Source organism: Kineococcus deserti (assembly GCF_050871945.1).
GTDB lineage: Bacteria > Actinomycetota > Actinomycetes > Actinomycetales > Kineococcaceae > Kineococcus.
In genome coordinates this window covers 150,574-171,136 of sequence record NZ_JBJLSI010000004.1, presented here as the reverse complement: position 1 = coordinate 171,136, position 20,563 = coordinate 150,574, and the positions used below count along the sequence as shown (strand labels likewise).

Here is a 20,563-nt window from a genome sequence, read left to right as displayed (position 1 = left end):
CTACCGGCGAAGGCGGCCGAATCTCGCGACACGGTCGCAGCGGAACCCGAGCTCGTCTGCCCATGACGAGCGAACAGGTAGAAGGAACACATGTCTCAGCGCCTGCAGGGCAAAATCATCCTGGTCACCGGGGCCGCCTCCGGCATCGGCCGGGCCGTGGCGAGCGGTTTCGTCGCCGAGGGCGCGCTCGTCGCCTTCGCCGACCGCGACACCGAGGGGGCGCAGGCCGCCGCCGCGGCGGCGGGCGGGGGAGCGTTCGGTGTGCGGATGGACATCACCGACGAGGCCTCGGTAGAGGCCGGTTTCGCGCAGGTCACCGGGGACGCCGGGGCCGGCGGGCGCGGGCTGGACGTGGACGTGGTCGTAGCCAACGCCGGCGTGCAGCTGTTCGGGCAGGACGCCCCGATCGCCGACCTGGACCTGGCGGTGTGGGAGCGCACGGTGGGGGTGAACCTCACGGGGACGTTCCTGACGGTCAAGCACGCGGTGCGCGCCATGCTCGCCCGGCGCGCGGGGCGCGGCGGGTCGATCGTCCTGACCGGCTCCCCGACGGGCCTGAACGGCGAGGGCCGGGACTTCACCGCGTACTCCAGCACCAAAGCCGGAATTCACGGTCTGGGCCGCACGGTCGCGGCCACCTACGCCGAGCACGGGATCCGGGTGAACACCGTCGTGCCGGGGTACACCGAGACGCCGCTGGTGACGGCGATCTCCGGCGACGAGCGGTCCCGGGCGGCGATCGTGGGCCGCACCCCGCTGGGGCGGGCGGGTACCCCGGCCGACGTGGTGGGGATCATGACCTACCTGGCCAGCGACGAGGCCGCGTTCGCCACCGGTGCCCTGTTCCGCGTCGACGGCGGCATGACCACGCTGTGAGATTGCTCTCCGAGCGCCGGTAGCGCTCGTGCGGTGCCTCGAGGATGCCCCGCTCAGCGCGGCCGTTGACTCGGTTACCGGCATGGCCGCGACGTCGGTCATGCCCGGCGGCGTTCCCGGACCTCGTGTTGAGCCGGAGCGCTCAACCGACCTCGTGAGTCGGAGGGCTCCGCGTCGACAGTGGCTAGAAGTTCTTCGACGACTCGCCCGTTGACCGACGGTTGGTGACTCGGCGTCCCGATGCCTCCGTGGGCGCTGCGTCGCTGGTGCTCCAGCGCTCGGTGGAGCTCGCCGGCGGCGCGCAGGAGTGCTGCAAGGTCGCCGCGGTCACGGCGGGGCCGGAGTGCCCAGCGGGTGGCGGCCGTGATGGCGGTGAGGTGGGCAGACTGCGCCGACCCGGGCGCGGGGTGCGCTGAGTGCGCGGCGCGGTCGGTGAGAAGTGCCGCTGTGCCCAGCCGCTGGTGCCGCCTGCTGGAGGCGGCCAGGGCCAGCACCAGAGTCAGCGTCGCCCGCTCGAGCCGCTGCAGATCGTCCGGTGTCCGCGGTCGGGCGAGGGACCGGACGACACGCTGCAGTGCCGCGGCGTGGTGAGCGGTTAAATCAGCAGGCCGCGCACGGCTGCTGCTGCGAGTGGCGGACGTGGTGGCGACGGTCGCGGCGTCGGAGGTTGGCCAGGCTTCTTGTTGCAGTCGGGTCCAAGACAGGTCGGCGGCCAGTTTCGACCCGCCGAACCAGACCGGCCGGCCGCCGGCGGTGTGGTCGCCAGGCCAGGCGACGGCGTAGCCGGTCACCTGGTCTGGGTTCTGCTGGCTGTGGCGGAGTTTGACCATGACGCCGCGGTCGCGGAGCCGGTCGAAGAACTCATCGGGGGAGTCGGTGGCGGCCGCAGCGAGGCGGACCTCGCGGCGCAGCTCATCGCGGGAGGTGAATTCTTTGCCGGCGCGTTGGGCCTTCTCGTGTTCGGCGCGGCTGGGCCGGCGCGGGCCGGTGCGGTCGCGGGGCGCGGTGCGCCGCAGGTCGTGCTTGTTCTCGAGGTTGCGGCAGGCTTGGCCGAGTTTGTAGTAGTCGTTGCGGGTGTCGACCGGGCGGCCGTCTTGGCGGGCGAGGGTGACGACGAGGTGGATGTGGTCATCGCTGTGGCGCATGGCGATCCAGCGGCAGCCGTCAGGGTCGTCTCGTGGGGCGAAGCCGGTGCGGTGCAGGACGTCGCGGGCGGCTTCGGCCCACTCAGCGTCGGTGAGCTGCCGGTCTTCGGGGGCCAGGCGCAGCGAGCACTGCCACACCGTCGTGGTCGGCAGGCGGACCTGGGCGGCCAGCGGTTGCTCGAGGAGGCGGGCCAGGGTGCGGACGTCGTGCCGGCCGTGCTCGTGGGTGGGTTCGAGGGTGGTGGGGTCGGTGCCGTCCCAGGCGGCGACTAGCTGCGGGTCGGTGTGCTCGTTGGCACGTCCTGGCCCCCACAGGTACCAGAGGAGTTTGGAGGTGCCGTTGCCCTTGGTGACCTTGCCGATCACGCGTCGTCTCCCTGCGCGGCCGCGCGGACTTCGTCGCGGACACGGTGCGCGGTCCGCAGGGAGACGGGGTGGCCGACGGCGGTGAGTGCTTCGGCCAGGGCGGCGGAAGTGATGTCGGGCTGATTCCGCAGGATGGTGCGGGCCGCCTGCAACCGGAGCGCTTTGGACGATGAGGCGGAACGCGACGTCGAGCCTTCATTCGGTGCGCGAGGCGCCGAGGCGACAGACGCGCCCGTGACCGACTGGTCGTCAGAGCTGTTCTCCTCGACGGAAGGAAGCCCTGCGGCGGTGGTCGGCCGAATAAACGCTGCCATGGCGGCCAGCGGCTGAGTGGCTTGGTGAACCAGGCTGGGTGGCTGGTGATCGGTCAGGACGTGGACGCGCCAGCGGTTCCAGGTGGCGCGGGGGGCCAGCAGCCAGCGGGCGGGTCGGAACGGCCCAGGCGTTGGCTGTCCGTCGGCGGTGGCCAGCGCCGCGCGGCGGGCGGAGGAGACGACGGTCTCGAAGCAGATGACGAACATGGCCGAGGGAACGGCGTGCAGCAGCCGGCCGGTGAGGTGGTCGGCCGAGGCGCCGTTGGCTACCACGGTGGCGACCGAGAGGGTGAGGACGAGGGTGCGCAGGCCGAGGGAGCGGTGCCCGGCGCGGGCGGCCATTAGGACTTTCAAACTGAGGACGACGATGCCGACATCGAAGGACAGCGGAACGACCGGTGCCAGCCAGGTGGGGAACTGCCCAACGGTGGTGGCCAGGTCGCGCAGGGTGGTGTAGCTGGCGATGAAACCGGTGATGATGAGGACGGCGACGCCGACGGCGGCGGCGCGTTCGGCCAGCGTGTCGACGTTCGAGGTCGCGGACAGCGCGTCGGGGCGGGCCGACCAGCGGTCGGTGGTAGCGGTCATCGGGTTTCTCCCTCGTGCTGGTCGTCGCGGCGTCGGCCGGGCTCACTGCCCCGCGGCCGGGGCGGGCGTTGCTGGCGGGTCGCCTCGGCCAGTGCTTGGGCCGTGTCATCCAGTCGTCCGACGGCCCGGGTGGTGATCGCGACCGCCTCGGCGAGCCAGGCCGGCGGTTGGCCGGTGCCGTGGAGGGCGGTGACGGCCTGGTTGACGTTGACGGCGAAGCGGCGGACCTGGGTGCGGGCGCTCATCACCTCGACCAGCGCCGCGCGGATCGGGGCGGTGGAGGGCCCGTCGAGCCGGCGTGCAGCCGCCAATGCCGTCTCGGCGACGAAGCCGGTGGCGGTGAGGCCGGCCAGCCGGGCGGCGGTGGCGACGTCGCGGTACTCCTCGTCGGTGTAGCGCAACAGGATCGACCGCCGCCGGCGGGGCGTGGAGTGGAGGCGGTCGCGGCCGGCGCCGCGGACCCGGCCGCCGGCGGAGCGTCGCGGGCTCATATCGACGACCGTGTCAGCAGGGTCGGCGGCAGCCGTCTCGGCGAGCTCGAAGAGCTCGCGATGTTGGCTCATCGGGCCTGCCCCTTGCGGTCCAGGATCTGGCAGGCGCGGCGCACCACGGTGGTCCGGGTCAGTGGCTGGCCCTCAGCGGCCAGCTCCTTGCGGGCCGAGGCCTGCAGGGCAGCGCGGCGGCCATCGGTCTCGGCCAGCCGCTCCTCCATCGCGGCCAGCTCGGCGGCCGCCTCCGGCGTCGTCGGGGCGGCGGCCCTCGCCGGCAGCCGGTCCCACCAGGGGCCGCCTTCGGCCAGCCGCATGGGGGAGTTGGTCTGGGGGTCGGCCGCGACCTCCAGCAGCGCGGGGACGGCCATCTCCGCGGGCCAGCCGCGGCCGCGGACGGCCAGCTGCAGCGCGGCGGTCAGGCAGTGCTGGGACCAGCGGGTGGTCGGCTTCCCGAGGGCCTGGCGGGTCGAGGTGATCTTGGCGGTGAGGTCGGCCAGGGCCGCGGGTCCGGCGATACCGCAGTCGGCCAGGAGCCAGTCGATGGCCACCCCCTCCGCCCGGCCCCCAGGTCGGGCCGTGCTCTGGCGAGCCGGCGGGGTCGGGGGAGGAGGGGTAGTGCTCTGGGTAGAAGACTTTGGGTCGGGCCGCACTTCTGCGGCCACCCCCGCCGCAGATTCACGGCTAGGGGTAGCCGCACTATCGTGGCCACCCAAGACGTGCAGCCCGCTGTCGACGACAGTGTCGACCGTGGGGGTGGCCGCAGATGTGCGGCCACTCTGCTGCTGCGTCGGCTGCTCGCGCAACGCCGGGGGTTGGGTGGCCAGGTAATACCGGTTGGTGAGGTTCTGCGCTCCGTTGCGGCGGCGTTCGACGGTGACGATGCCGGCGTCGACCAGGCCCTTCATGGCGCGGTCGACGGCGTCGACGGAGCGCTGCAGCCGGCGGGCCAGGGTGGCCCGCGACGGCATCCGGTTGCCGGAAGTGGCGCCGTACCGCAGAAGCAGGGAGTACAGCCGAAAGGAGGAGTCGGGGATCTTGGCGTCGATGACCCACTCGGGGACCAGGGCGAAGCGGGGCTGGTTAACGACGAGGGAGGCCTCATCCGCGGCCGGTTGGTTGGCCGGCTGCTGGGGTGATGGCTGATGGGTGTCCGGCGCGACGGGCGCGGACGGCTGCTCGAGGGTGGTCTCGTGGGGGGCAGGTGGGCGGTTGTTCATCGTTCGACTCCGCGTGGACGGCGCCTCGGGAGCAGCTCGGACGCCCCGGCACGGGGGCGGCAGACGGCTCACGTGGTGCTCACGAATGCGTTGGCACGAGCCGTACGAGACGGCTCTCGGAGTACTCGGCGGTGAACGAAAGCGCAGGTCAGCGGTGGTGACGGCACCAACCGGAACTGTCCGGTCGGCGTGAATCACGTCTTTTAATCCGCGGGTTCAGGGTTCGATCCCCTGGGGGCCCACCTCGTCTGACCTGCGGAAACGCTCTACCGGCCTTGCTGACGAGGGCAGCGGATTCACGAGGCGCTGACAAGTACGGTGCGCGCGGCCAGTGGATGGCCGTGGGGTGGTGTTCTTGGCGGCACCAGTCGACAGAGACGTCACCAGCGAGAAGCGGACTACCGGTCCGCGGTTCAGGGGTCGATCTCCAGGGGCCACGCCAGCTGACCTGCGGTGGATCCTTCTCGGCTTCGCTGCTGAGGCAGCAGATGCATGAGAAGTCAGCCAGCGGGGTGAGTGTGGCCGCTCAGTGGTCGTGGCGGCGTACCCGGTCATCAGCAGCACTCGTGGCGGGTCGCGGCCGGTTGACCCCGGCCCACGATCCGTGAACGTGCTCGAGGTGTTCACCCACGAGGCCTCGGCCTCGGCTGCGGTGCTCAACACATGTCGTGACGACGCGGCGACGATGCTGCAATCGGGCTAATGAGCTGGAACGGTCGACCCACGGATGACCAGCTCGACGGGGCCCAGTTCGACGCCCTGGCCGGGATCCCGTCCGGCCAGGGCGTCGAAGATGCGCCCGGCGGCCGTGCGCCCCAGAGTTTCGAGCCGTCCGTCGACGCTGGTCAGTTCCGGGCGGGTGTTCGTCACGACCGCCGACCAGTTGTCGTGTCCCACGACGGCGACGTCTCCGGGAACCGTCCGTCCGGTGTCCCGGAACACGTCCAACGCCGCGCGTGCCAGCTGGTCGGAGGCGGCGATCACCGCGTCCAGGTCGGGGTGCTGCTCGAGGAGGCGAGCGGTCGCCACCCTGCCCCAGCGTTCGGTCCAGTCCCCGACGCGCAGACCGGCGCCGAGGAGGACGCCGCCGTGTTCGGCCAGCGACGCCGCAGCGCCGGCCTCGCGCTCACGTGAGGCGCTGAACGTGGGGTCACCGCCGATGAAGCCGATCCGTCGCCGGCCGAGTTCCCACAGGTGCTCGGCGGCGATGTGCCCGGCCTGGGCGTTGTCGACGACCAGCGAAAGGTCCGAGGGGTCCTGCGACGGTGCGTAGGCGTACACCACGGGGACCGGCAGACTGCTGCCCAGTGAGGGCCGCGGGTCCGTGCGTGGGCCACCCACGACGATGAGCCCGTCGATCTGACGCTCCAGCAAGGTGCGCAACTGCTGCTGTTCCCGGACTCCATCGCCGCGTGCGTCCGTGAGGATGACTGAGATCCGCCCGGCGCCGAGGGCGTCCTCAGCGCCCATCAGGATGGGGATGACGAAACGCCCTTCCAGGTCGTTCGTGAGGATCCCCACGGTGCCGGTCCGCCCGTGCGCGAGGTTCTTCGCCGCCGCCGACGGCGTGAACGACAGCTCCGCTGCCGCGGCGACGACCCGCTCACGGGTTTCACCGCTCATCTCACCGCGCCCGTTGAGGGCGCGTGAGGCGGTGCCCTTGGACACCCCGGCCAGACGCGCCACGTCCGCGAGCGTGGCGCGGCGCGGGCGGGCCAGCGGCGCGGTGGGGCTCTCGCTGTCAGTCATGCGACCTCACCGTCGCCCGGTCTCGCCGCCTGTCATGCCTCGACCATAGCGCTGGTGCTCAGCTGGTCGGAGGCCCGCAGCCGCAGGGTGCGCAGATCGGTCGTGCCGAATCGTCGGAGGACCTCGTCGGTGGCGTCGATGCCGACGGCGGAGATCCACGGCAGGCAGGTCTTGTTGCCCTCGCCCTTGCCGCGGCCGCCGAAGCCGGTGTCGACGAACATCGGGTCGTCGACCAGCCACCAGCTCACCAGCAGGCCCTCCTCCTGCAGACCCGCCCGGGCGTAGCCCCAGTCCTGCGTCGGGGTCGCGACGGTCTCGTTCGAGCCGTGCAGCACGAGGTCGGCCACGACGGCGAGCAACTCGTCCCCGGCGAGCACCGCGGCCTCCACCAGGTCGGGAACGGCGTGCAGTTCGTAGGGGTGGATGTACCCGGCGCCGGCGGTGTCGCAGGCGCTCCAGCCCGTGCTGCGGAACCCGAACCGCGCCAGTGAACTGGATGGCGGCAGCGGGACGTCCCACAGGTAGACCCAGGTGGCGAGAATCCTGGCGGCGTCCACGGCTGCTGCGCGCAGGTCCGGTTCCCCGGTCATCTCGTTCGCGGCCAGGCAGGCCCGCAGGGAGAACAGGATGCTCTCGGAGTCGACGAGTTGCGCGCGCGCGTAGATGGAGTCGTGGATGCCCCCGTTGAACTTCAACCGACGCACGAAGTGCTCGGCGACGAACCGCGCAGCCCGCACCGCCGCCTCGCGCCAGCGCGGTTCCCCCGTGATCTGGTACAGCTCGTGCAGGAACGGGACCGCCGTCGCCGTGGAGGACTTCTGGTTCAGCTCGGCACGGCCGAACCACTCGCGTGGCGCCACCAGGGGGGAGCCGTCGAAGGCGTACGCACGGCGCCAGGAACCGTCCGGTTCCTGGGCCGAGAGGAGGAACTCGCCGAACGAGCGCGCCAGTTCCAGCCAGTCCTCGTGCGCGACGCCGGCGTCCTGCTCGGCGCGGTAGGCGCGCAACAGCGCGTGGTGCTCCTCGGCGACGCACCGCAGGTAGGTGCCGTCGGGTGCGGTCGACAGCGCCTCGATGGCGTAGGCCATGTGCTCCCGCACCGGACCCATGAGTTCCTCGATGCCGCTTCCCTCGTCGGCGTAGGCCAGGGGAAGGAGCAGGCCGCTCCACCAGCTCGCGTCGCGGCCGGTGTTGAAGTCGTACAGGGTGTGCACCAGCCCGAACGGTGAGTGTTCCGCCCGGCGCACGAAACCGTCGATGACGCGCAGACCTTTGGCGCGGGCCTGAGGATCGCTCATCTCCTCGGAGTGGTTCAGCACGTGCAGGGCGTTCAAGACGGTCTGCCCCGTGAATCCGTACTGCAGCACGTCGCCGAGCTGGATGCCGTCCTGGGGGTGGCAGTTGGTCACGAAGCCCGCGGTCGTCTCGTCCTCGCGGTAGTAGGGCATGAGCGCCTCCAGCCGCAGGCGCGTGAGCTCCTCGAGTGACACGGTCAGCTCGACGCGGCGGGGCGCGAGCAGCGCCGCACGACGCTGCCACAACTGCCACAGCGCCTCGGCGGCGGAGTCGCCGTGAACTGCCGCGACGCCGTAGTCCACGGCGCTCTGCACGCCCTGCTCCAGCGGCAGGAACGCCCCCCACGGCTCACGCCCCTGGGCGGACAGTGCGTGACTGCGGTCTCCCTCCACGAAGGGGTACGCGGCTGTCAGCCGCCAGCCGTGCGGAGTGGGGACCAGGCCGAGGCTGCCCACGTCGGTGCCCTGGACGATCGCCTGTTGTCCCCGGACGCGGCTGGGCACGTCGTCGTGCTCGGGCACGTCGTCTCGGGTGAGCGCCAGACCCAGGCGACGGGTGGGTTCGTAGGCCATCACCGCGAGACCCGTCAGCCGGTCGTCACGGAAGACGAGCTCGCGCGTGTCGAGGTAGTCCTCCACCCCGTCACCGTCGATGTCGTTGAGGTCGTAGAGCGCCGGCGGGGCGAACACCTGGGAGGAGGGCCCGAAGTTCCCGGCGACGACGTCCAGGTCCAGACCCACACGCACCGCGGCACCGTCCGGGGCGGCCGTGCACCGGATCCGGCGCTCGACCCGGACTCCGCCCTCGGTGTACCGCCAGGTGTCGCTGACCTCGAGTCCGACCTCCCCGAGCTCGACGTGGGCGAGGGCGATGGCCGCCTCGGCCTCGCGTCGTACGGCGTCGTAGCCGAACGACTGCGCCTGACCGCGCCAGTCGGCGTGCGTGCCGTCGAAGACGGCGACGAGCACCGGTCGGTCGCTGGCGGCGACGGGTTCACCGTCGAGGTGGAGCTCGACGCCGAGCTGGTGTGCCGGGCCGGTGAAGTGGATCTGCATGCGGGGAGGTCCTTCTGGTGGGTGGTGGACAGGGCGTTCGGGCGCCTCAGCCCTTGGTGGCGCCTGCGGTGAGGCCGGAGATGATGCCCCGCTGGGCGAGGACGGTGATGACCAGCACGGGTGCGAGGTAGAGCACGGAGGCTGCGGTCATGTCGCCCCAGAGCGTCTGGAACTGGGTGATGTAGCCGGCGATGCCGACGGGCATGGTCTGCCCGCTCGGGGTGCGCGTCAGCGACAGGGCGATGATGAACTCGTTCCAGGCCGCCAGGAACCCGAACATCGTCGCCACGGCGATGGCGGGCCGCGACAGTGGGACGACGATGCGCAGCAGGATTCCCGGAGTGCCCAGGCCGTCCAGGCGCGCCGCTTCGAGGATCTCCTCGGGCAACTCGCGGAAGAACCCTTCGAGCATCCAGATCATCAACGGCAGCACCACCGGCAGGTAGGCCACGGCCAGACCGATGGGGGAGTCGAGCAGGCCGAGCTGACGGAACTGCAGGAAGAACGGCAGAGCCAGAGCGACCGGGGGGAACATCCTCGTCACGAGGACCGCGCCCAGCAGCACGCCGGATGCCCGGTAGCGGAAGCGCGCGAACCCGAAGGCTGCGGGTACCGCCAGCACCAGGCTCACGACCGTGGCCAGGCCGGCGGCGAGCAGGCTGTTGCGGAAGAACTGCAGGATCGACGCGTCACCGAGCACGGAGGCGAAGTGCGTCAGCGTCGGTGCCCGCGGCAGCAGCGTCGGCGGGATCGCGAAGATCTCCCCGTCCGGTTTCAGGGAGGTCGCCACGATCCACACCACGGGAAGGACGAGCAGGAAGGCCGCCCCCACCGCGAGAACACCTGCGAGGACCGGGGAGACGGCGTGTCGCCGTCGGCCGGAACGGGGCAGGGTGAGACTCATCGGGCGTCCTTCCGCGGTCGCAACAGGGCGTAGACGGCGCCGGCGCTCACGCCGATGACGACGACGAACAGAACCGAGGTGGCGGCCCCGCCGGCGAAGTCGGCGCTGGTGAACATCTGCCGGTACAGGAAGGTCGAGAGCACCTCGGTCGCATCACCGGGGCCGCCGCCGGTGACGACGTAGACGGCGTCGAAGACGCGGAAGGCGTCGGCCAGGCGGATCACCAGGACGATGAGGACGGCCGGGCGCAGGAGCGGCAGGGTGACGTACCACAGCCGCTGCCACCAGCCGGCACCGTCGACGCGGGCGGCTTCGGTCAGTTCTCCGGGGATGTTCGTGAGGCCGGCGATCAGCACGAGGACGACGAAGGGCAGGGCCAGCCAGGCGTTGGTGACCAGGATGGTGGCTCGGGCCAGCCACGGGTCGGCCAGCCACGCGGGTCCCTGGATCCCGACCTTCGCCAGGCCCTCGTTGATGAGCCCGTAGCCGGGTGAGAACAGGAACTTCCAGGCCATCGCAGCCACCACCGGCGCGATCATCAACGGCAGAGCGATGACGACGCGCAGTGCCCGTCGGCCGGCCGTGTCGCGTGCCAAGGCCAGGGCGATCGCCAGGCCGAGGACGAGTTCGACGACCATGGTGACGACTACGTAGCCGAGGGTCTGGCCCAGGGCGGTCCAGAACGCCGGTGTCTGCAGGACCCGGCCGTAGTTGGCCAGGCCGACGAAGGACGGAGCCGGTCCGTCGACCGCCACGCTGAAGCGTTGGAGGCTGAGGCTGATGGTCCACACCAGGGGGAACAGTGCCGTCGCCGCCAGGGCGATCAGGGCCGGTGCGGTCAACGCGATCCCCGTGGTGCGTCGGCGGGCGACGATGTTGCTGCGTCGCCCCGGCGCTCCGGATCCCTCACGCGGGGCTCTCCTGCCGGGTGCGGAGTCGTCCGCAGTCGTCGTCAGGTTCCCGTCGCGTCGGTCACCCTTCACCGGCCTGCTCCATCTGCCGCTGGGCGGTCGTCAAGGCTTCGTCGGGGGAGGCTTGGCGTGACATGACGGAAGAAACCGCTTCGGCCATGGCGGACTGGTAGGACGAGTAGAGCGGGGTCATCGGCATGGTCGTGCTTCGCGAGACCGAGTCGGAGAAGACGGCCAACGCCGCTCGGTCCCGGTCGGTCAGCTCCTCAGAGGTGGTCACAGCCTCCATCGCAGAGATCCGGGGCACCGGTGAGAGCTGCTCGACGCCCTTGCGGGCGAGCACGTCGGAACCGGTGGCCCAGGAGACCCACTTCCAGGCTGCTTCCTTGGCGTTCGATCCGGCGGACACCCCGAAACCCCAGGAGAACGTCGTGGCCACCTGATCCGGGTTACCCGGGTTGAGCGCCACCGCGACGTCGTCGGAGATCTTCGACTGGGCCGGGTCGGTCGCCATCGCCCACAGGTACGGCCACACCGAGACCATCGCGACCTTGCCCTCGAGGAACTGTCCTTGGATCGCGGACAGGTCGTGCAGCCCGGGAGGACTGGAGGCGTCGTCGAACTGGATACCGGTCATCAGCTGCAGTGCGGCCAGTGCCTGGGGGCTGTCGATGTCGGGGTGGCCCGAGCTGTCGACGATGTCACCACCGGCCTGCTGGACGTAGCTCTCGAAGCGGGTGGCGACCTCGCCGTCCCGGTTGCCCGGGATCATCGTTCCCCAGGTTCCGCCGGCGGTGTCGGTGAGCAGGCGTGCCGTGTCGCGGTACTCCTGCCACGTGGCCGGTGGACCGGCCACTCCGGCGGCCGTCAGGAGACTCGGCCGGTAGTAGGTGACGAGGTTGTGGACCAGGAAGGGGAGGGCGTAGAGGGAGCCGTCGTATCTGACCGTGTCGAGGGTGCCCTGCACGAAGTCGCCGCGCTCGTCCTCGCTGATCCGGTCGTCCAACGGCTCCAGGTACCCGTTCTCCGCGAACTCCGCGATCCAGGGCTCGTCGACCATGAGGACGTCGTAGGCGGTGCCGCCGGCGATGGCGTCCGACAGGAACTGCTGGTGCATGCCGTCGTGCGGGACGCCGAGTATCTCGACCCGGACTCCGGTCTGCTGCGTGAACGCGGCAGCCAGGTCCTTGTAGAAGGTCTCGTGCGGCGAACCAGCCTCCATGCCCACCGTGATGCTGCTACCCCCCGACTCCTCGGAGGAGTCCTCGGACGACGGCGGGGTGGGGGCGCATGCGGCGGCGAGCAGTGGGCTCGCCAAAGCGGCGGTCAGGGCCGAGCGTCTCGCTACTTCTCGGGGGTGCGGCATCGGACAACTCCTTCGTCAGCATCGTTGCGCAACCGGTTGCGTCAACGTAACGGGGAGCTGGTCGGTGGTCAAGCGCGCACGTCGACCGTCGGCCCGGCGGGTGATCCGGGAACCGTGTGGTGCATCCGTGGGGTCGGGAGCAGACGTCCGGTGACCGTCGCGGACACGGTCGGCAGGGCGGGCGTCCGCCAGCGGCCGCAGGGGAGCGGGCTGGTGGGGCGCACGCTGCGGGCGATGGCGAAGGGCACACCGGACGCACGACGAGGAGGTTGTTCACGTCGCTCGGCGGAGCTTCACCCGACTCGAGCACCGGTCGTTCGTGCGGCCGTTCCCTGGCTGCGCAGCACCCAGCGCGTCCGGGCGGCTGTGCCGGTGAGAGGGCCCGAAGCACTCCGCCAGGACGTCGCGACAGCGACCGGATCAGCGTCGATCCGGTGCCGTCTCTTCCGCCGGTACGGCGGAACAGGGCCGGTGAGGGACCCTGTTCCGTCTGGACGCGGGTGGTGTTGACGCGTGATCTGGCGGGCTGGGGCGCGAACCTGCCACGTCCCGTCCGTCGTCCCGCGCTGCGGCCGCCGCGACGGCGGCCGCAGCGATCTTCGCGGTGGCGACCGAGGAGGCGCCGCTGAGCTCCGGGAGTCAGATGGGCAGCAGTCGCTGCACCGCGATGGGCTCGGCGAGGTCGGGTGCCAGTGCGGCCAGCAGTTCGACCACCTGCGCCTCGGAGTCGTGGCGCCGCCAGGCCGCCTCGTCCTGCCACTCCTCGTAGAGCGCGAAGGTGGACGCGTCGTCCTCCTCGCGGTGGAGGCGGTACTGCAGGCAGCCGGGCCCGGCCAGGCTGACCGAGGCCAGTTCGTGCAGCCGGGTCAGCACCTGTCCGGCCCGCCCGGGCCGGGCCCGCAGAACCGCGACCAGGACGTACCCGGCGGCCTCGGCGGGGCGGCCCGGAACGGTGGGCGTGCTCACCCGGCGACCCGGGGAACGTCGGTCCACGTTCCGGTGCCCGCCGAGGCGAGGATGGCCTCGTCGACGAGGGTCGCCTGGTAGCCGTCCTCGAAGTTCGGGCTGACCGAGCCGCCGGTGGCAACGGCGGTGAAGAAGTCGTACGCCTCGATGATCTTCGTCTCGCCGTAACCGATGCCCAGTGCGGGGATCGGCCACAACCCCTGCCCGTAGGGGGTGTTCGGGCCGGTGTAGACGGTGCGGAAACCGCGCCGGTCGTCGCCGTCGCCTGCGAAGCACACCTGCAGCTCGTCGCGGCGCTCGTAGTTGAAGACGATGGAGCCCTCGGTGCCGTGGATCTCGAAGGTGATGTGGTTGTTGCGGCCCCACGCGTTGCGGGTCGCCTCGAGGGACCCGACGGCGCCGCCTTCGAAGCGCAGCATCGTCATCACCTCGTCGTCGACGTCCACCTCACCGCGGGGACCGTCGCCGCCCTTGGCGTTTCCCAGGCTGTCGGCACCGCCGGACTGCAGGGGCCGGGTGGGGACGAACGTGGACGCCATCGCGTTGACGCTGGCGATCTCGCCGACGAGGTAGCGCGCGAGGTCCACGACGTGGCTGCCGATGTCGCCCATCGCACCGGAACCGGCGATCTTCTTCTGGAAGCGCCACGACAGCGGCGAGTCCGGGTCGGCGCTCCAGTCCTGCAGGTAGGTTCCGCGGAAGTTCAGGACGCGGCCGATGGCGCCCTCCTCGATGTACTTCTTCGCCAGGGCGACGGCAGGGGTGCGGCGGTAGTTGAAGGCCACCATGTGCACGGTTCCGGCGTCCTTGACGGCGTTCCACATCTGCTCGGCCTCGGCCGCGGTGCGCGCCAGCGGCTTCTCGCAGATGATGTGCTTGCCGGCCCGGGCGGCCGCGACGGCGATCTCGGCGTGCAGGTGGTTGGGCGTGGCGATGTCGACGACGTCGACGTCGGGGTCCTCGACGACCTTGCGCCAGTCGTCGGTGGACCGCTCGAACCCGAAGCGCCGGGCGGCCTGCGCGGCCAGCGTCTCGTTCGACTCGGCGATGATCGAGCGCACGGGCAGCGCGGGGGCGGGCCAGAAGAACATCGGCATGGCCGCGTAGGCCAGGGAGTGGGCCTTGCCCATGAAGCCGCCGCCGATGAGGCCGACGTTGAGGGTTTGCACGGTGCGTTCTCCAGGAGTCGTGGTGGTGAGTCGTCGGGGGAGGAGGCGACAGCCTCAGGATCCGGCGGCCAGCAGCCGGTCCAGGTACGCCTTGCTGGTCCGGGCCGCTTCGGCGGGGTGCCCGGCGTACTCGTCGAGCTCCACGACGAGCCAGCTGTCGTAGCCGGACTCGCGCACGGCCGCGACGACGTCGGGCAGGTCGAGCGTGCCCTCGCCCAGCGGGAGGAAGGCGAACGGCTCGGGGCGGAAGTCCTTGAGGTGGACGTGCCTGATCCGTTCGGGGTACTTGCGGATGAGGGCGGCGGGATCGCCACCCCCCGCGGCCAGGTGCGCGGTGTCGGGGCAGAACCCGATGCGGGTACGGCTCATCAGGCGGTCGAGCTGGTCCGGGTTCTCGACGATGGTCGAGAGGTGCGGGTGGTAACTGGCTTCTAGGCCGTGTTCCTCCGCGATCTCGGTGACGCGGTCCAGCGCCTCCCCGAGGCGGTCGTGGTCCTGCTCGGCGATGCCTGCGCTGCGGGTGGCGCCCCCGCCGACGACCAGCCGGCCGGCGCCGAAGGTGGCCGCCAGTTCGGCGGCGCGCCGGATGCGGTGCAGCTCGTCCGGCAGGACGTCGGCGTAGACGAAGTTCGCGCCGGTGTAGACGCTGACCAGTTCCAGGCCGGCCTGGTCGAGCAGGTCCGTCAGGGTCCCGGGGTGGTCGGCGAAGTCGAGGAGGTTCCCGTCGAACATCTCGGTGCCCTCGTAACCGGCGGCGCCGATGTCGCGCACGGCCTCGGCCATCGAGCCGTTGGTCCGGTAGAAGAGGTCCTTGACGCTGGTGACGCCGGTGGCGTGACCGACGACGCCGCCCCAGGTGATGGTGTGGTACGCGAGTCGCACAACTGTTCCTCAGGTCGTGGTGGGTTCGCCCCGTCGTCGGGGCGGGGTCACTTCTTGCGGGCCAGGGCGACGGCGAGGATGATGATCGCGCCGCGGACGACCTGCTGCTGGCTGGAGTCGAGGCCGGCCAGGATGAGGCCGTTGTTGATGAGCCCGATGAGCAGGGCGCCCATGAGCGTGCCGACGACCGAACCGGCACCCCCGAAGAGGCTGGTGCCCCCGAGGATGACGGCGGCGATGGCGGACAGTTCGTCACCGGCGCCCCACTGGAACCGGCCGGACTCGAGCCGCCCGGCGTAGAGCATGCCGGCGACCGAGGCGACCAGGCCGGACAGGAGCATCACGGTGAAGGTGATGCGCTTGGTGTTCACACCGGTGAACTGGGCGGCGGTCCGGTTGCCGCCGGTGGCGAGCACCTGGCGGCCGAACCGGGTCTTGCCGAGCACGACCGCCCCGGCGACGACGAAGACGACGCTCCACACCAGCAGACCGGGGACCATGCCGAAGTTCCCGCCGCCGAAGACCAGGTTGAAGGTGTCGTCGAGGATGGGCTGCGGCGCGGACGCGGTGATCCACTGCGCCAGGCCTGCGGCCACCCCGAGCATGCCCAGGGTCACCAGGAACGAGGGGATGCCCAGCAGGCTGACCAGGGCGCCGTTGAGGGATCCGATGACGAGCCCCACCAGCAGGCCGGCGATGACACCGGCCACCAGGCCGTACTGGGTGATGGCCATGGCGGCGCAGACCGACGACAGACCGGCCACCGACCCCACGCTGAGGTCGATCTGGGCGCAGGCGATGACGAACGTCATGCCGACGGCGATGACGGTGATGGTGGCGGTCTGCCGGAAGATGTTCAGCAGGTTGTTCGGCGACAGGAAGCCGTCGTCGCGCAGGAGGATTGCGAAGAAGGCGAAGACGACCGCGAAGCCGATGTAGATGACGTAGCGGCGCCAGTCGAGGCGACCGAGCACGGCCGCGGTCGACGAGGTGTTCTGGGGGACGGTGGCGGTGCTCATCGAGCTACTCCCTGGACGGCTAGTTCGAGGAACTCCTCGTCGGCGATCGCATCGCGCGGGTACTCGTCGGTGACGGTTCCGTCACGGATGATCAGCACGCGGTCGCTGACCGCCAGGAGTTCGGGGTATTCCGAGGAGATGACGATCACGCCCTTGCCGGCGGCGGCGAGCGCACGGATCATCTCCACGATCTCGCTCTTGGTGCCGATGTCGACGCCGGCGGTGGGCTCGTCGAGGATCAGGACGTCGGGGTCGGTGCCCATCCACTTGGCGAGCACGACCTTCTGCTGGTTGCCGCCGGAGAGCAGCCTGACCGGCCGGTGGGGGTGCGCGACCTTCACGGCGAAGCGGCGGATGAGGTCGCCGGACAGGTCACGTGCACGCCGGCGGTCCAGCAGCGGACCGTGTTCGACCTCCTTGAGCAGGGGGAGCAGCAGGTTGTCGGTGACGGAGTGGTCCAGCACCAGGCCCTGCTCCCGGCGGTCCTCGGGGATGAGGGCGAGACCGGCCTCGATGGCCTTGGCCGGCGACGACAGGTCGGCGGTGCTCCCGCGGACGCTGATCTGCCCGGAGGTCACCTTGTCGATGCCGAACAGGGCGCGGGCGAGTTCGGTGCGCCCGCTGCCCATCAGTCCGGCCAGGCCGATGATCTCCCCGGCGCGCAGCGTGAAGGAGACGTCGCGGACCTTCGGTGGGGAGTTCAGCCCGCGAGCCTCCAGGAGCACCTCGCCCGGCTCGACGCCCTCACGCCGCCGGTAGGCCATCTCGTTCCCGAGGGTCCGCCCGACGATGCCCTCGACGATCTGCGCGGGTGTGATGTCGGTCAGGGGCCGGGTCAGCAACCTGTTCCCGTCGCGCAGGACGGTGATCCGGTCTGCGATCCGGTACACCTCCTCCATGCGGTGGGAGATGTAGACGACGGCGATGCCGCGGGCCTTGAGGCGCTCGATGAGTTCGAACAGCGCCTCGCTCTCGTGGCGGGCCAGGCTGGCGGTCGGTTCGTCCATGACGAGGACCTTGGCGTTCTGGGCGAGGGCCTTGGCGATCTCGGTGAGCTGCCAGTACGCGGTGCTGAGGTCGGCGACCACGGCGCGCGGGTCGACCTGCACGCCCATCTCCTCGAACACCTGCGCCGCCCGGCGGACCGCGGCGCGGTCGTCGATGAGACGGCTGCGTCCCAACGGTTCGGCGGCCAGGAAGATGTTCTGCGCCACGGTGAGGCTGGGCACCAGGCTGAACTCCTGGAACACCATGCCGATCCCGGCCGCCCGGGCGTCGTGGATCGAGCCGATCTCCACGGGGCGTCCGTCGACCTCGATGGTTCCCGCATCCCGGGTGTAGACGCCCTGCAGGATCTTCATGAGCGTCGACTTGCCGGCGCCGTTGCCCCCGGCGAGGGCGTGGACCTCGCCGCGGGCGACCTCGAAGTCGACGCCGCGCAGCACGACGACACCGTCGAAGCTCTTCTCGATGCCGCGCATGCGGATGGCCGCTTCGTCGCCGGGCCCATCGGACGATCGGGCTTGCGCCTCGGACACGGGGTTTCTCCTCTGTGCTGCCGCCGGGGGTCGCACGGATCAGTCCTTCGCCGAGTCCTGCAGTTCCTGGGGCGCGTCCTGGTGGTAGACCTGCTTCCAGGCGTCCAGGACGTTGTCGTGCGTGACGGGCAGGCCGTTGAGGGCGACGTAGGGCGGTGCCTGCTTGCCGATGAACGCACCCGCGGCCAGGTTCGCCTCGGTGACGGCCTGGTCGAAGGGCACCTGTGCGCCCAGGCCGACGACGAGCTCGTCGTCGGCGAGGGCGATCGCGACGTTGGTCCCGAGGTCCTGGGTGGCGATCTTGAGGTCGGTGCGGCCGGAGGCGCGGGCGGCGGCCATCACGCCCTCGGCCGGGACGTCCCAGACGGCCCAGATCCCGGTCAGGTCGGGGTGTTTGGCGAGCATGGCGTTGGCAGCGCCCTGGGCGTCACCGGCGAAGTCGGGACCGGCGATGCCCTGGTCCTCGACGACCTCCATGTCCGGGTAGTCCGCAGTCAGGGTTTCGGTGAAACCCTGGTAGCGCTGCTGGGTGGCGAAGAAGTCGGCCTCGTGGTGGATGATGCCGATCTTCCCCTTGCCGCCCGTGGCCTTGGCCAGCAGGTGCGCGGAGATGACGCCGTTGCCGAGGTTGTCCGCGGAGACGACCGAGACGTAGTCCTCACCGGCGATCAGCCCCTGCGGGGCGTTGTCCATGAAGACGAGTTTCACGCCGGCCGCGGCGGCCTTCTCGTACGCGGCGGCGGTCGCCACGGGGTCGGTGGGGATCGAGACGATGATGTCGGGATCCTTGGTGAGGACGGTCTCGATGTCGGAGACCTGCTTGTCCGGTTTGAAGTTGGCGTCGGTGGTGGCCACCACCTCGATGCCGAGTTCGGCGAAGCGCTCGCGCAGGCCCGCGATCTGCGCGTTGGCCCAGTCGTTGCCGCCGTAGTGCATGACGATGGCGGCCTTCAGGTGCAGGTCCTCGACCTGCTGGACCTCGGCGTCGGTGAGGTCGGCCACCGAGGCCGGTGCCGCGTCCTCGCCGTGCGGTCCCTTGGACAGCACCGTGCTGGTCGCGGCGGCGAGCGCCTCGTCGGCCTTGGCCGCGACGGCGGGGTCGACCTCGTCGGTTCCGGTGCTGGCGGAGGTGCACCCGGTCAGCACCAGGGCCGCCGCGGTCAGCAGTCCGGCGACGGACGTCATCGTCCTGCGCATGTCCTCGTCTCCTCGTGTTGTGCCGGGTGCTCACGCGGTGGCGCGTGCGGTGGCATCCGGTTGCTTCGGGGTGGTGCCGTCGGCGGGGTCGAGCGACTGGTTGCCGCCCCTGCCGGGTGCTCGTCGTAGCGCCCCCGTGCCCCGCCCGTCGGTCGGTGTGACGCCTACCGTGACCGGTAACAGTGGCAGTGTCAAGTGGGGTGACACATGTCACAAAGTGCCGGTGAGAGGGCCGTCGGGGTGTCGTCGCAGGGGCGGTGCGCCGGTTGCAGAGGGCGGGGTGCGAACGTCCACACCCGCCCGGGCGGCCGTGAAGGGTGCGCGTCGAGCGGGAACGTCAGGCGCGCGGAGCGGCGGTGCTGCCGCGCACCACCAACGTGGGTGCCTTCGGCGGTTCCTCGCGCAGCGCAGCGCTCGCGGGATCCTCCAGCAGGTTCAAGGCGTCGCGGGCCAGCTCCGTGAAGTCCTGACGCACGGTGGTCAGGGGCGGGAAGAAGAAGTCCGACCCCTCCACGTCGTCGTACCCGATCACGCTGACGTCGTGCGGGACGCGCACGCCGCTCTCGGCGAAGGCCCGCAGCAGCCCCAGGGCCATGTGGTCGCTGGCGGCGAAGACGGCGGTGGGAAGACCCTCCTCCAGGAGGGTCTTCCCCAGGGCGTAGGCGTAGGCCGGGCTCCAATCGCTCTCGAACCACCGGTGGCTCGCCAGTCCGGCCTCGTCCATCTCCGCCGCCCAACCGCGGTGGCGGACCCGACCGTCCAGCCAGTCCAGCGAGCCGGCGATGTGCACGACGTCCCTGTGTCCCAGACGGATCAGGTGCTGTGTCGCGATGCGGGCACCCAGCTCCTGGTCCTCGCCCAGGGCCAGCACTCTCGGCGTGGAGACCTCACCGGCGGCGATCAGGACCAGCGGTACCCGGGCGCGGTAGGCGCGTACCGTCGCCGCCGCGGCGGCCAGCGGGGCGATGGCGACGATGCCGTGCACGCCCATCTCCTCCAGACCGCGCAGGGCGGCGGGGACGGACGTGGCGTAGGGCTCGCGGATCGTCACCACGGCACAGGTCAGTCCCTGGGTCCGCGCCGCCGTCTCCAGCGCCATCAGCGTGCTGACCGGTCCCAGGCGCGGTGAGGCGTCCGTGACGATGCCCAGGGTCCCGGAGCGGTTCGTCGCCAGGTTCCGGGCCGTCAGGTTGCGCCGGTATCCCAACTCCTCGACGGCGGCCAGCACCTTCGACCTCGTGGTGGGCGCGACGTCGGGCAGGTCGTTCAACACCCGCGAGACGGTCTGGTGGGAGACGCCGGCGACCCGGGCGACGTCCCGGAGGCCGGGGTGGCGGCCTGCGCCAGCGGCCGTCCCGCGTCCCGGCACCTCAGCCTCCGCCCTGCGTTCCTCGTTCCCCGACGTCGGCGATCCTAGAGGCCGGGCCTCCGGGCCCGCCTCCAGGCCGGCGGCAGCCATCGAGCCGAGACCCCGTCGGAGATCGGTACATCTGCCAATACCGGGCCGCCTGCTG

The 20,563-nt window shown here is 71.0% G+C and carries 17 protein-coding genes; 1 reads left to right on the top strand and 16 read right to left on the bottom strand.

The window, feature by feature from the left end:
* Positions 1-90 precede the first annotated feature (90 nt).
* Entirely contained in the window at positions 91-876 is a 786-nt protein-coding gene (locus tag ACRYR2_RS05220; protein ID WP_432561773.1) for an SDR family NAD(P)-dependent oxidoreductase, read from the top strand.
* Between the two features lie 98 nt (positions 877-974).
* On the opposite strand, the gene ACRYR2_RS05215 is transcribed toward ACRYR2_RS05220, so the two are convergent.
* From ACRYR2_RS05215 to ACRYR2_RS05140, 16 genes are all read right to left on the bottom strand, one after another.
* The gene (locus ACRYR2_RS05215; protein ID WP_432561772.1) at positions 975-2,387 is read right to left on the bottom strand and encodes a relaxase/mobilization nuclease domain-containing protein; all 1,413 of its coding nucleotides are present in this window, start codon (positions 2,385-2,387) and stop codon (positions 975-977) included.
* Positions 2,384-3,289, bottom strand: a complete 906-nt coding sequence (locus ACRYR2_RS05210; protein ID WP_432561771.1) for a DUF2637 domain-containing protein — start codon at positions 3,287-3,289, stop codon at positions 2,384-2,386. Before ACRYR2_RS05210 ends, ACRYR2_RS05215 begins: the two co-directional genes overlap by 4 nt.
* Positions 3,286-3,852 (bottom strand): hypothetical protein, encoded by a 567-nt coding sequence (locus tag ACRYR2_RS05205; RefSeq protein ID WP_432561770.1) that lies wholly within the window; start codon positions 3,850-3,852, stop codon positions 3,286-3,288. Before ACRYR2_RS05205 ends, ACRYR2_RS05210 begins: the two co-directional genes overlap by 4 nt.
* On the bottom strand, positions 3,849-4,997 hold the full coding sequence (locus ACRYR2_RS05200) for a helix-turn-helix domain-containing protein (RefSeq protein ID WP_432561769.1): 1,149 nt from the start codon (positions 4,995-4,997) through the stop codon (positions 3,849-3,851). Before ACRYR2_RS05200 ends, ACRYR2_RS05205 begins: the two co-directional genes overlap by 4 nt.
* A gap of 699 nt (positions 4,998-5,696) precedes the next feature.
* Entirely contained in the window at positions 5,697-6,746 is a 1,050-nt protein-coding gene (locus ACRYR2_RS05195) for a LacI family DNA-binding transcriptional regulator (RefSeq protein WP_432561768.1), read from the bottom strand.
* 32 nt (positions 6,747-6,778) lie between these two features.
* Complete coding sequence (locus ACRYR2_RS05190) at positions 6,779-9,097, bottom strand: YyaL domain-containing protein (RefSeq protein WP_432561767.1); 2,319 nt, start codon at positions 9,095-9,097, stop codon at positions 6,779-6,781.
* Positions 9,098-9,143: 46 nt separating this feature from the next.
* Complete coding sequence (locus ACRYR2_RS05185; RefSeq protein ID WP_432561766.1) at positions 9,144-10,001, bottom strand: carbohydrate ABC transporter permease; 858 nt, start codon at positions 9,999-10,001, stop codon at positions 9,144-9,146.
* Entirely contained in the window at positions 9,998-10,843 is an 846-nt protein-coding gene (locus ACRYR2_RS05180) for a carbohydrate ABC transporter permease (RefSeq protein WP_432561765.1), read from the bottom strand. The genes ACRYR2_RS05185 and ACRYR2_RS05180 overlap by 4 nt, the downstream gene beginning before the upstream one ends.
* Before the next feature lie 130 nt (positions 10,844-10,973).
* On the bottom strand, positions 10,974-12,134 hold the full coding sequence (locus ACRYR2_RS05175; protein WP_432561764.1) for an ABC transporter substrate-binding protein: 1,161 nt from the start codon (positions 12,132-12,134) through the stop codon (positions 10,974-10,976).
* 783 nt (positions 12,135-12,917) lie between these two features.
* Positions 12,918-13,244: a putative quinol monooxygenase gene (locus tag ACRYR2_RS05170; protein ID WP_432561763.1), complete on the bottom strand. Its 327-nt coding sequence runs from the start codon at positions 13,242-13,244 to the stop codon at positions 12,918-12,920.
* On the bottom strand, positions 13,241-14,413 hold the full coding sequence (locus ACRYR2_RS05165) for a levoglucosan dehydrogenase (RefSeq protein ID WP_432561762.1): 1,173 nt from the start codon (positions 14,411-14,413) through the stop codon (positions 13,241-13,243). Before ACRYR2_RS05165 ends, ACRYR2_RS05170 begins: the two co-directional genes overlap by 4 nt.
* 54 nt (positions 14,414-14,467) lie before the next feature.
* Positions 14,468-15,295, bottom strand: a complete 828-nt coding sequence (locus ACRYR2_RS05160; protein ID WP_432561761.1) for a sugar phosphate isomerase/epimerase family protein — start codon at positions 15,293-15,295, stop codon at positions 14,468-14,470.
* Between the two features lie 47 nt (positions 15,296-15,342).
* Positions 15,343-16,314, bottom strand: coding sequence for an ABC transporter permease (locus tag ACRYR2_RS05155; protein WP_432561760.1), 972 nt, complete (start codon positions 16,312-16,314; stop codon positions 15,343-15,345).
* Positions 16,311-17,795: a sugar ABC transporter ATP-binding protein gene (locus ACRYR2_RS05150; RefSeq protein WP_432561823.1), complete on the bottom strand. Its 1,485-nt coding sequence runs from the start codon at positions 17,793-17,795 to the stop codon at positions 16,311-16,313. The genes ACRYR2_RS05155 and ACRYR2_RS05150 overlap by 4 nt, the downstream gene beginning before the upstream one ends.
* 96 nt (positions 17,796-17,891) lie before the next feature.
* Entirely contained in the window at positions 17,892-19,049 is a 1,158-nt protein-coding gene (locus ACRYR2_RS05145) for a substrate-binding domain-containing protein (RefSeq protein ID WP_432561759.1), read from the bottom strand.
* A gap of 337 nt (positions 19,050-19,386) precedes the next feature.
* Entirely contained in the window at positions 19,387-20,418 is a 1,032-nt protein-coding gene (locus ACRYR2_RS05140) for a LacI family DNA-binding transcriptional regulator (protein ID WP_432561758.1), read from the bottom strand.
* Positions 20,419-20,563 lie beyond the last annotated feature (145 nt).

Coding starts and splice junctions, on each gene's coding strand:
- ACRYR2_RS05220 (WP_432561773.1), top strand. CDS start 91: ATGTCTCAGCGCCTGCAGGGCAAAATCATCCTGGTCACCGGGGCCGCC.
- ACRYR2_RS05210 (WP_432561771.1), bottom strand. CDS start 3,289: ATGACCGCTACCACCGACCGCTGGTCGGCCCGCCCCGACGCGCTGTCC.
- ACRYR2_RS05205 (WP_432561770.1), bottom strand. CDS start 3,852: ATGAGCCAACATCGCGAGCTCTTCGAGCTCGCCGAGACGGCTGCCGCC.
- ACRYR2_RS05200 (WP_432561769.1), bottom strand. CDS start 4,997: ATGAACAACCGCCCACCTGCCCCCCACGAGACCACCCTCGAGCAGCCG.
- ACRYR2_RS05195 (WP_432561768.1), bottom strand. CDS start 6,746: ATGACTGACAGCGAGAGCCCCACCGCGCCGCTGGCCCGCCCGCGCCGC.
- ACRYR2_RS05190 (WP_432561767.1), bottom strand. CDS start 9,097: ATGCAGATCCACTTCACCGGCCCGGCACACCAGCTCGGCGTCGAGCTC.
- ACRYR2_RS05185 (WP_432561766.1), bottom strand. CDS start 10,001: ATGAGTCTCACCCTGCCCCGTTCCGGCCGACGGCGACACGCCGTCTCC.
- ACRYR2_RS05175 (WP_432561764.1), bottom strand. CDS start 12,134: ATGGAGGCTGGTTCGCCGCACGAGACCTTCTACAAGGACCTGGCTGCC.
- ACRYR2_RS05155 (WP_432561760.1), bottom strand. CDS start 16,314: ATGAGCACCGCCACCGTCCCCCAGAACACCTCGTCGACCGCGGCCGTG.
- ACRYR2_RS05150 (WP_432561823.1), bottom strand. CDS start 17,795: ATGCGCGGCATCGAGAAGAGCTTCGACGGTGTCGTCGTGCTGCGCGGC.
- ACRYR2_RS05145 (WP_432561759.1), bottom strand. CDS start 19,049: ATGCGCAGGACGATGACGTCCGTCGCCGGACTGCTGACCGCGGCGGCC.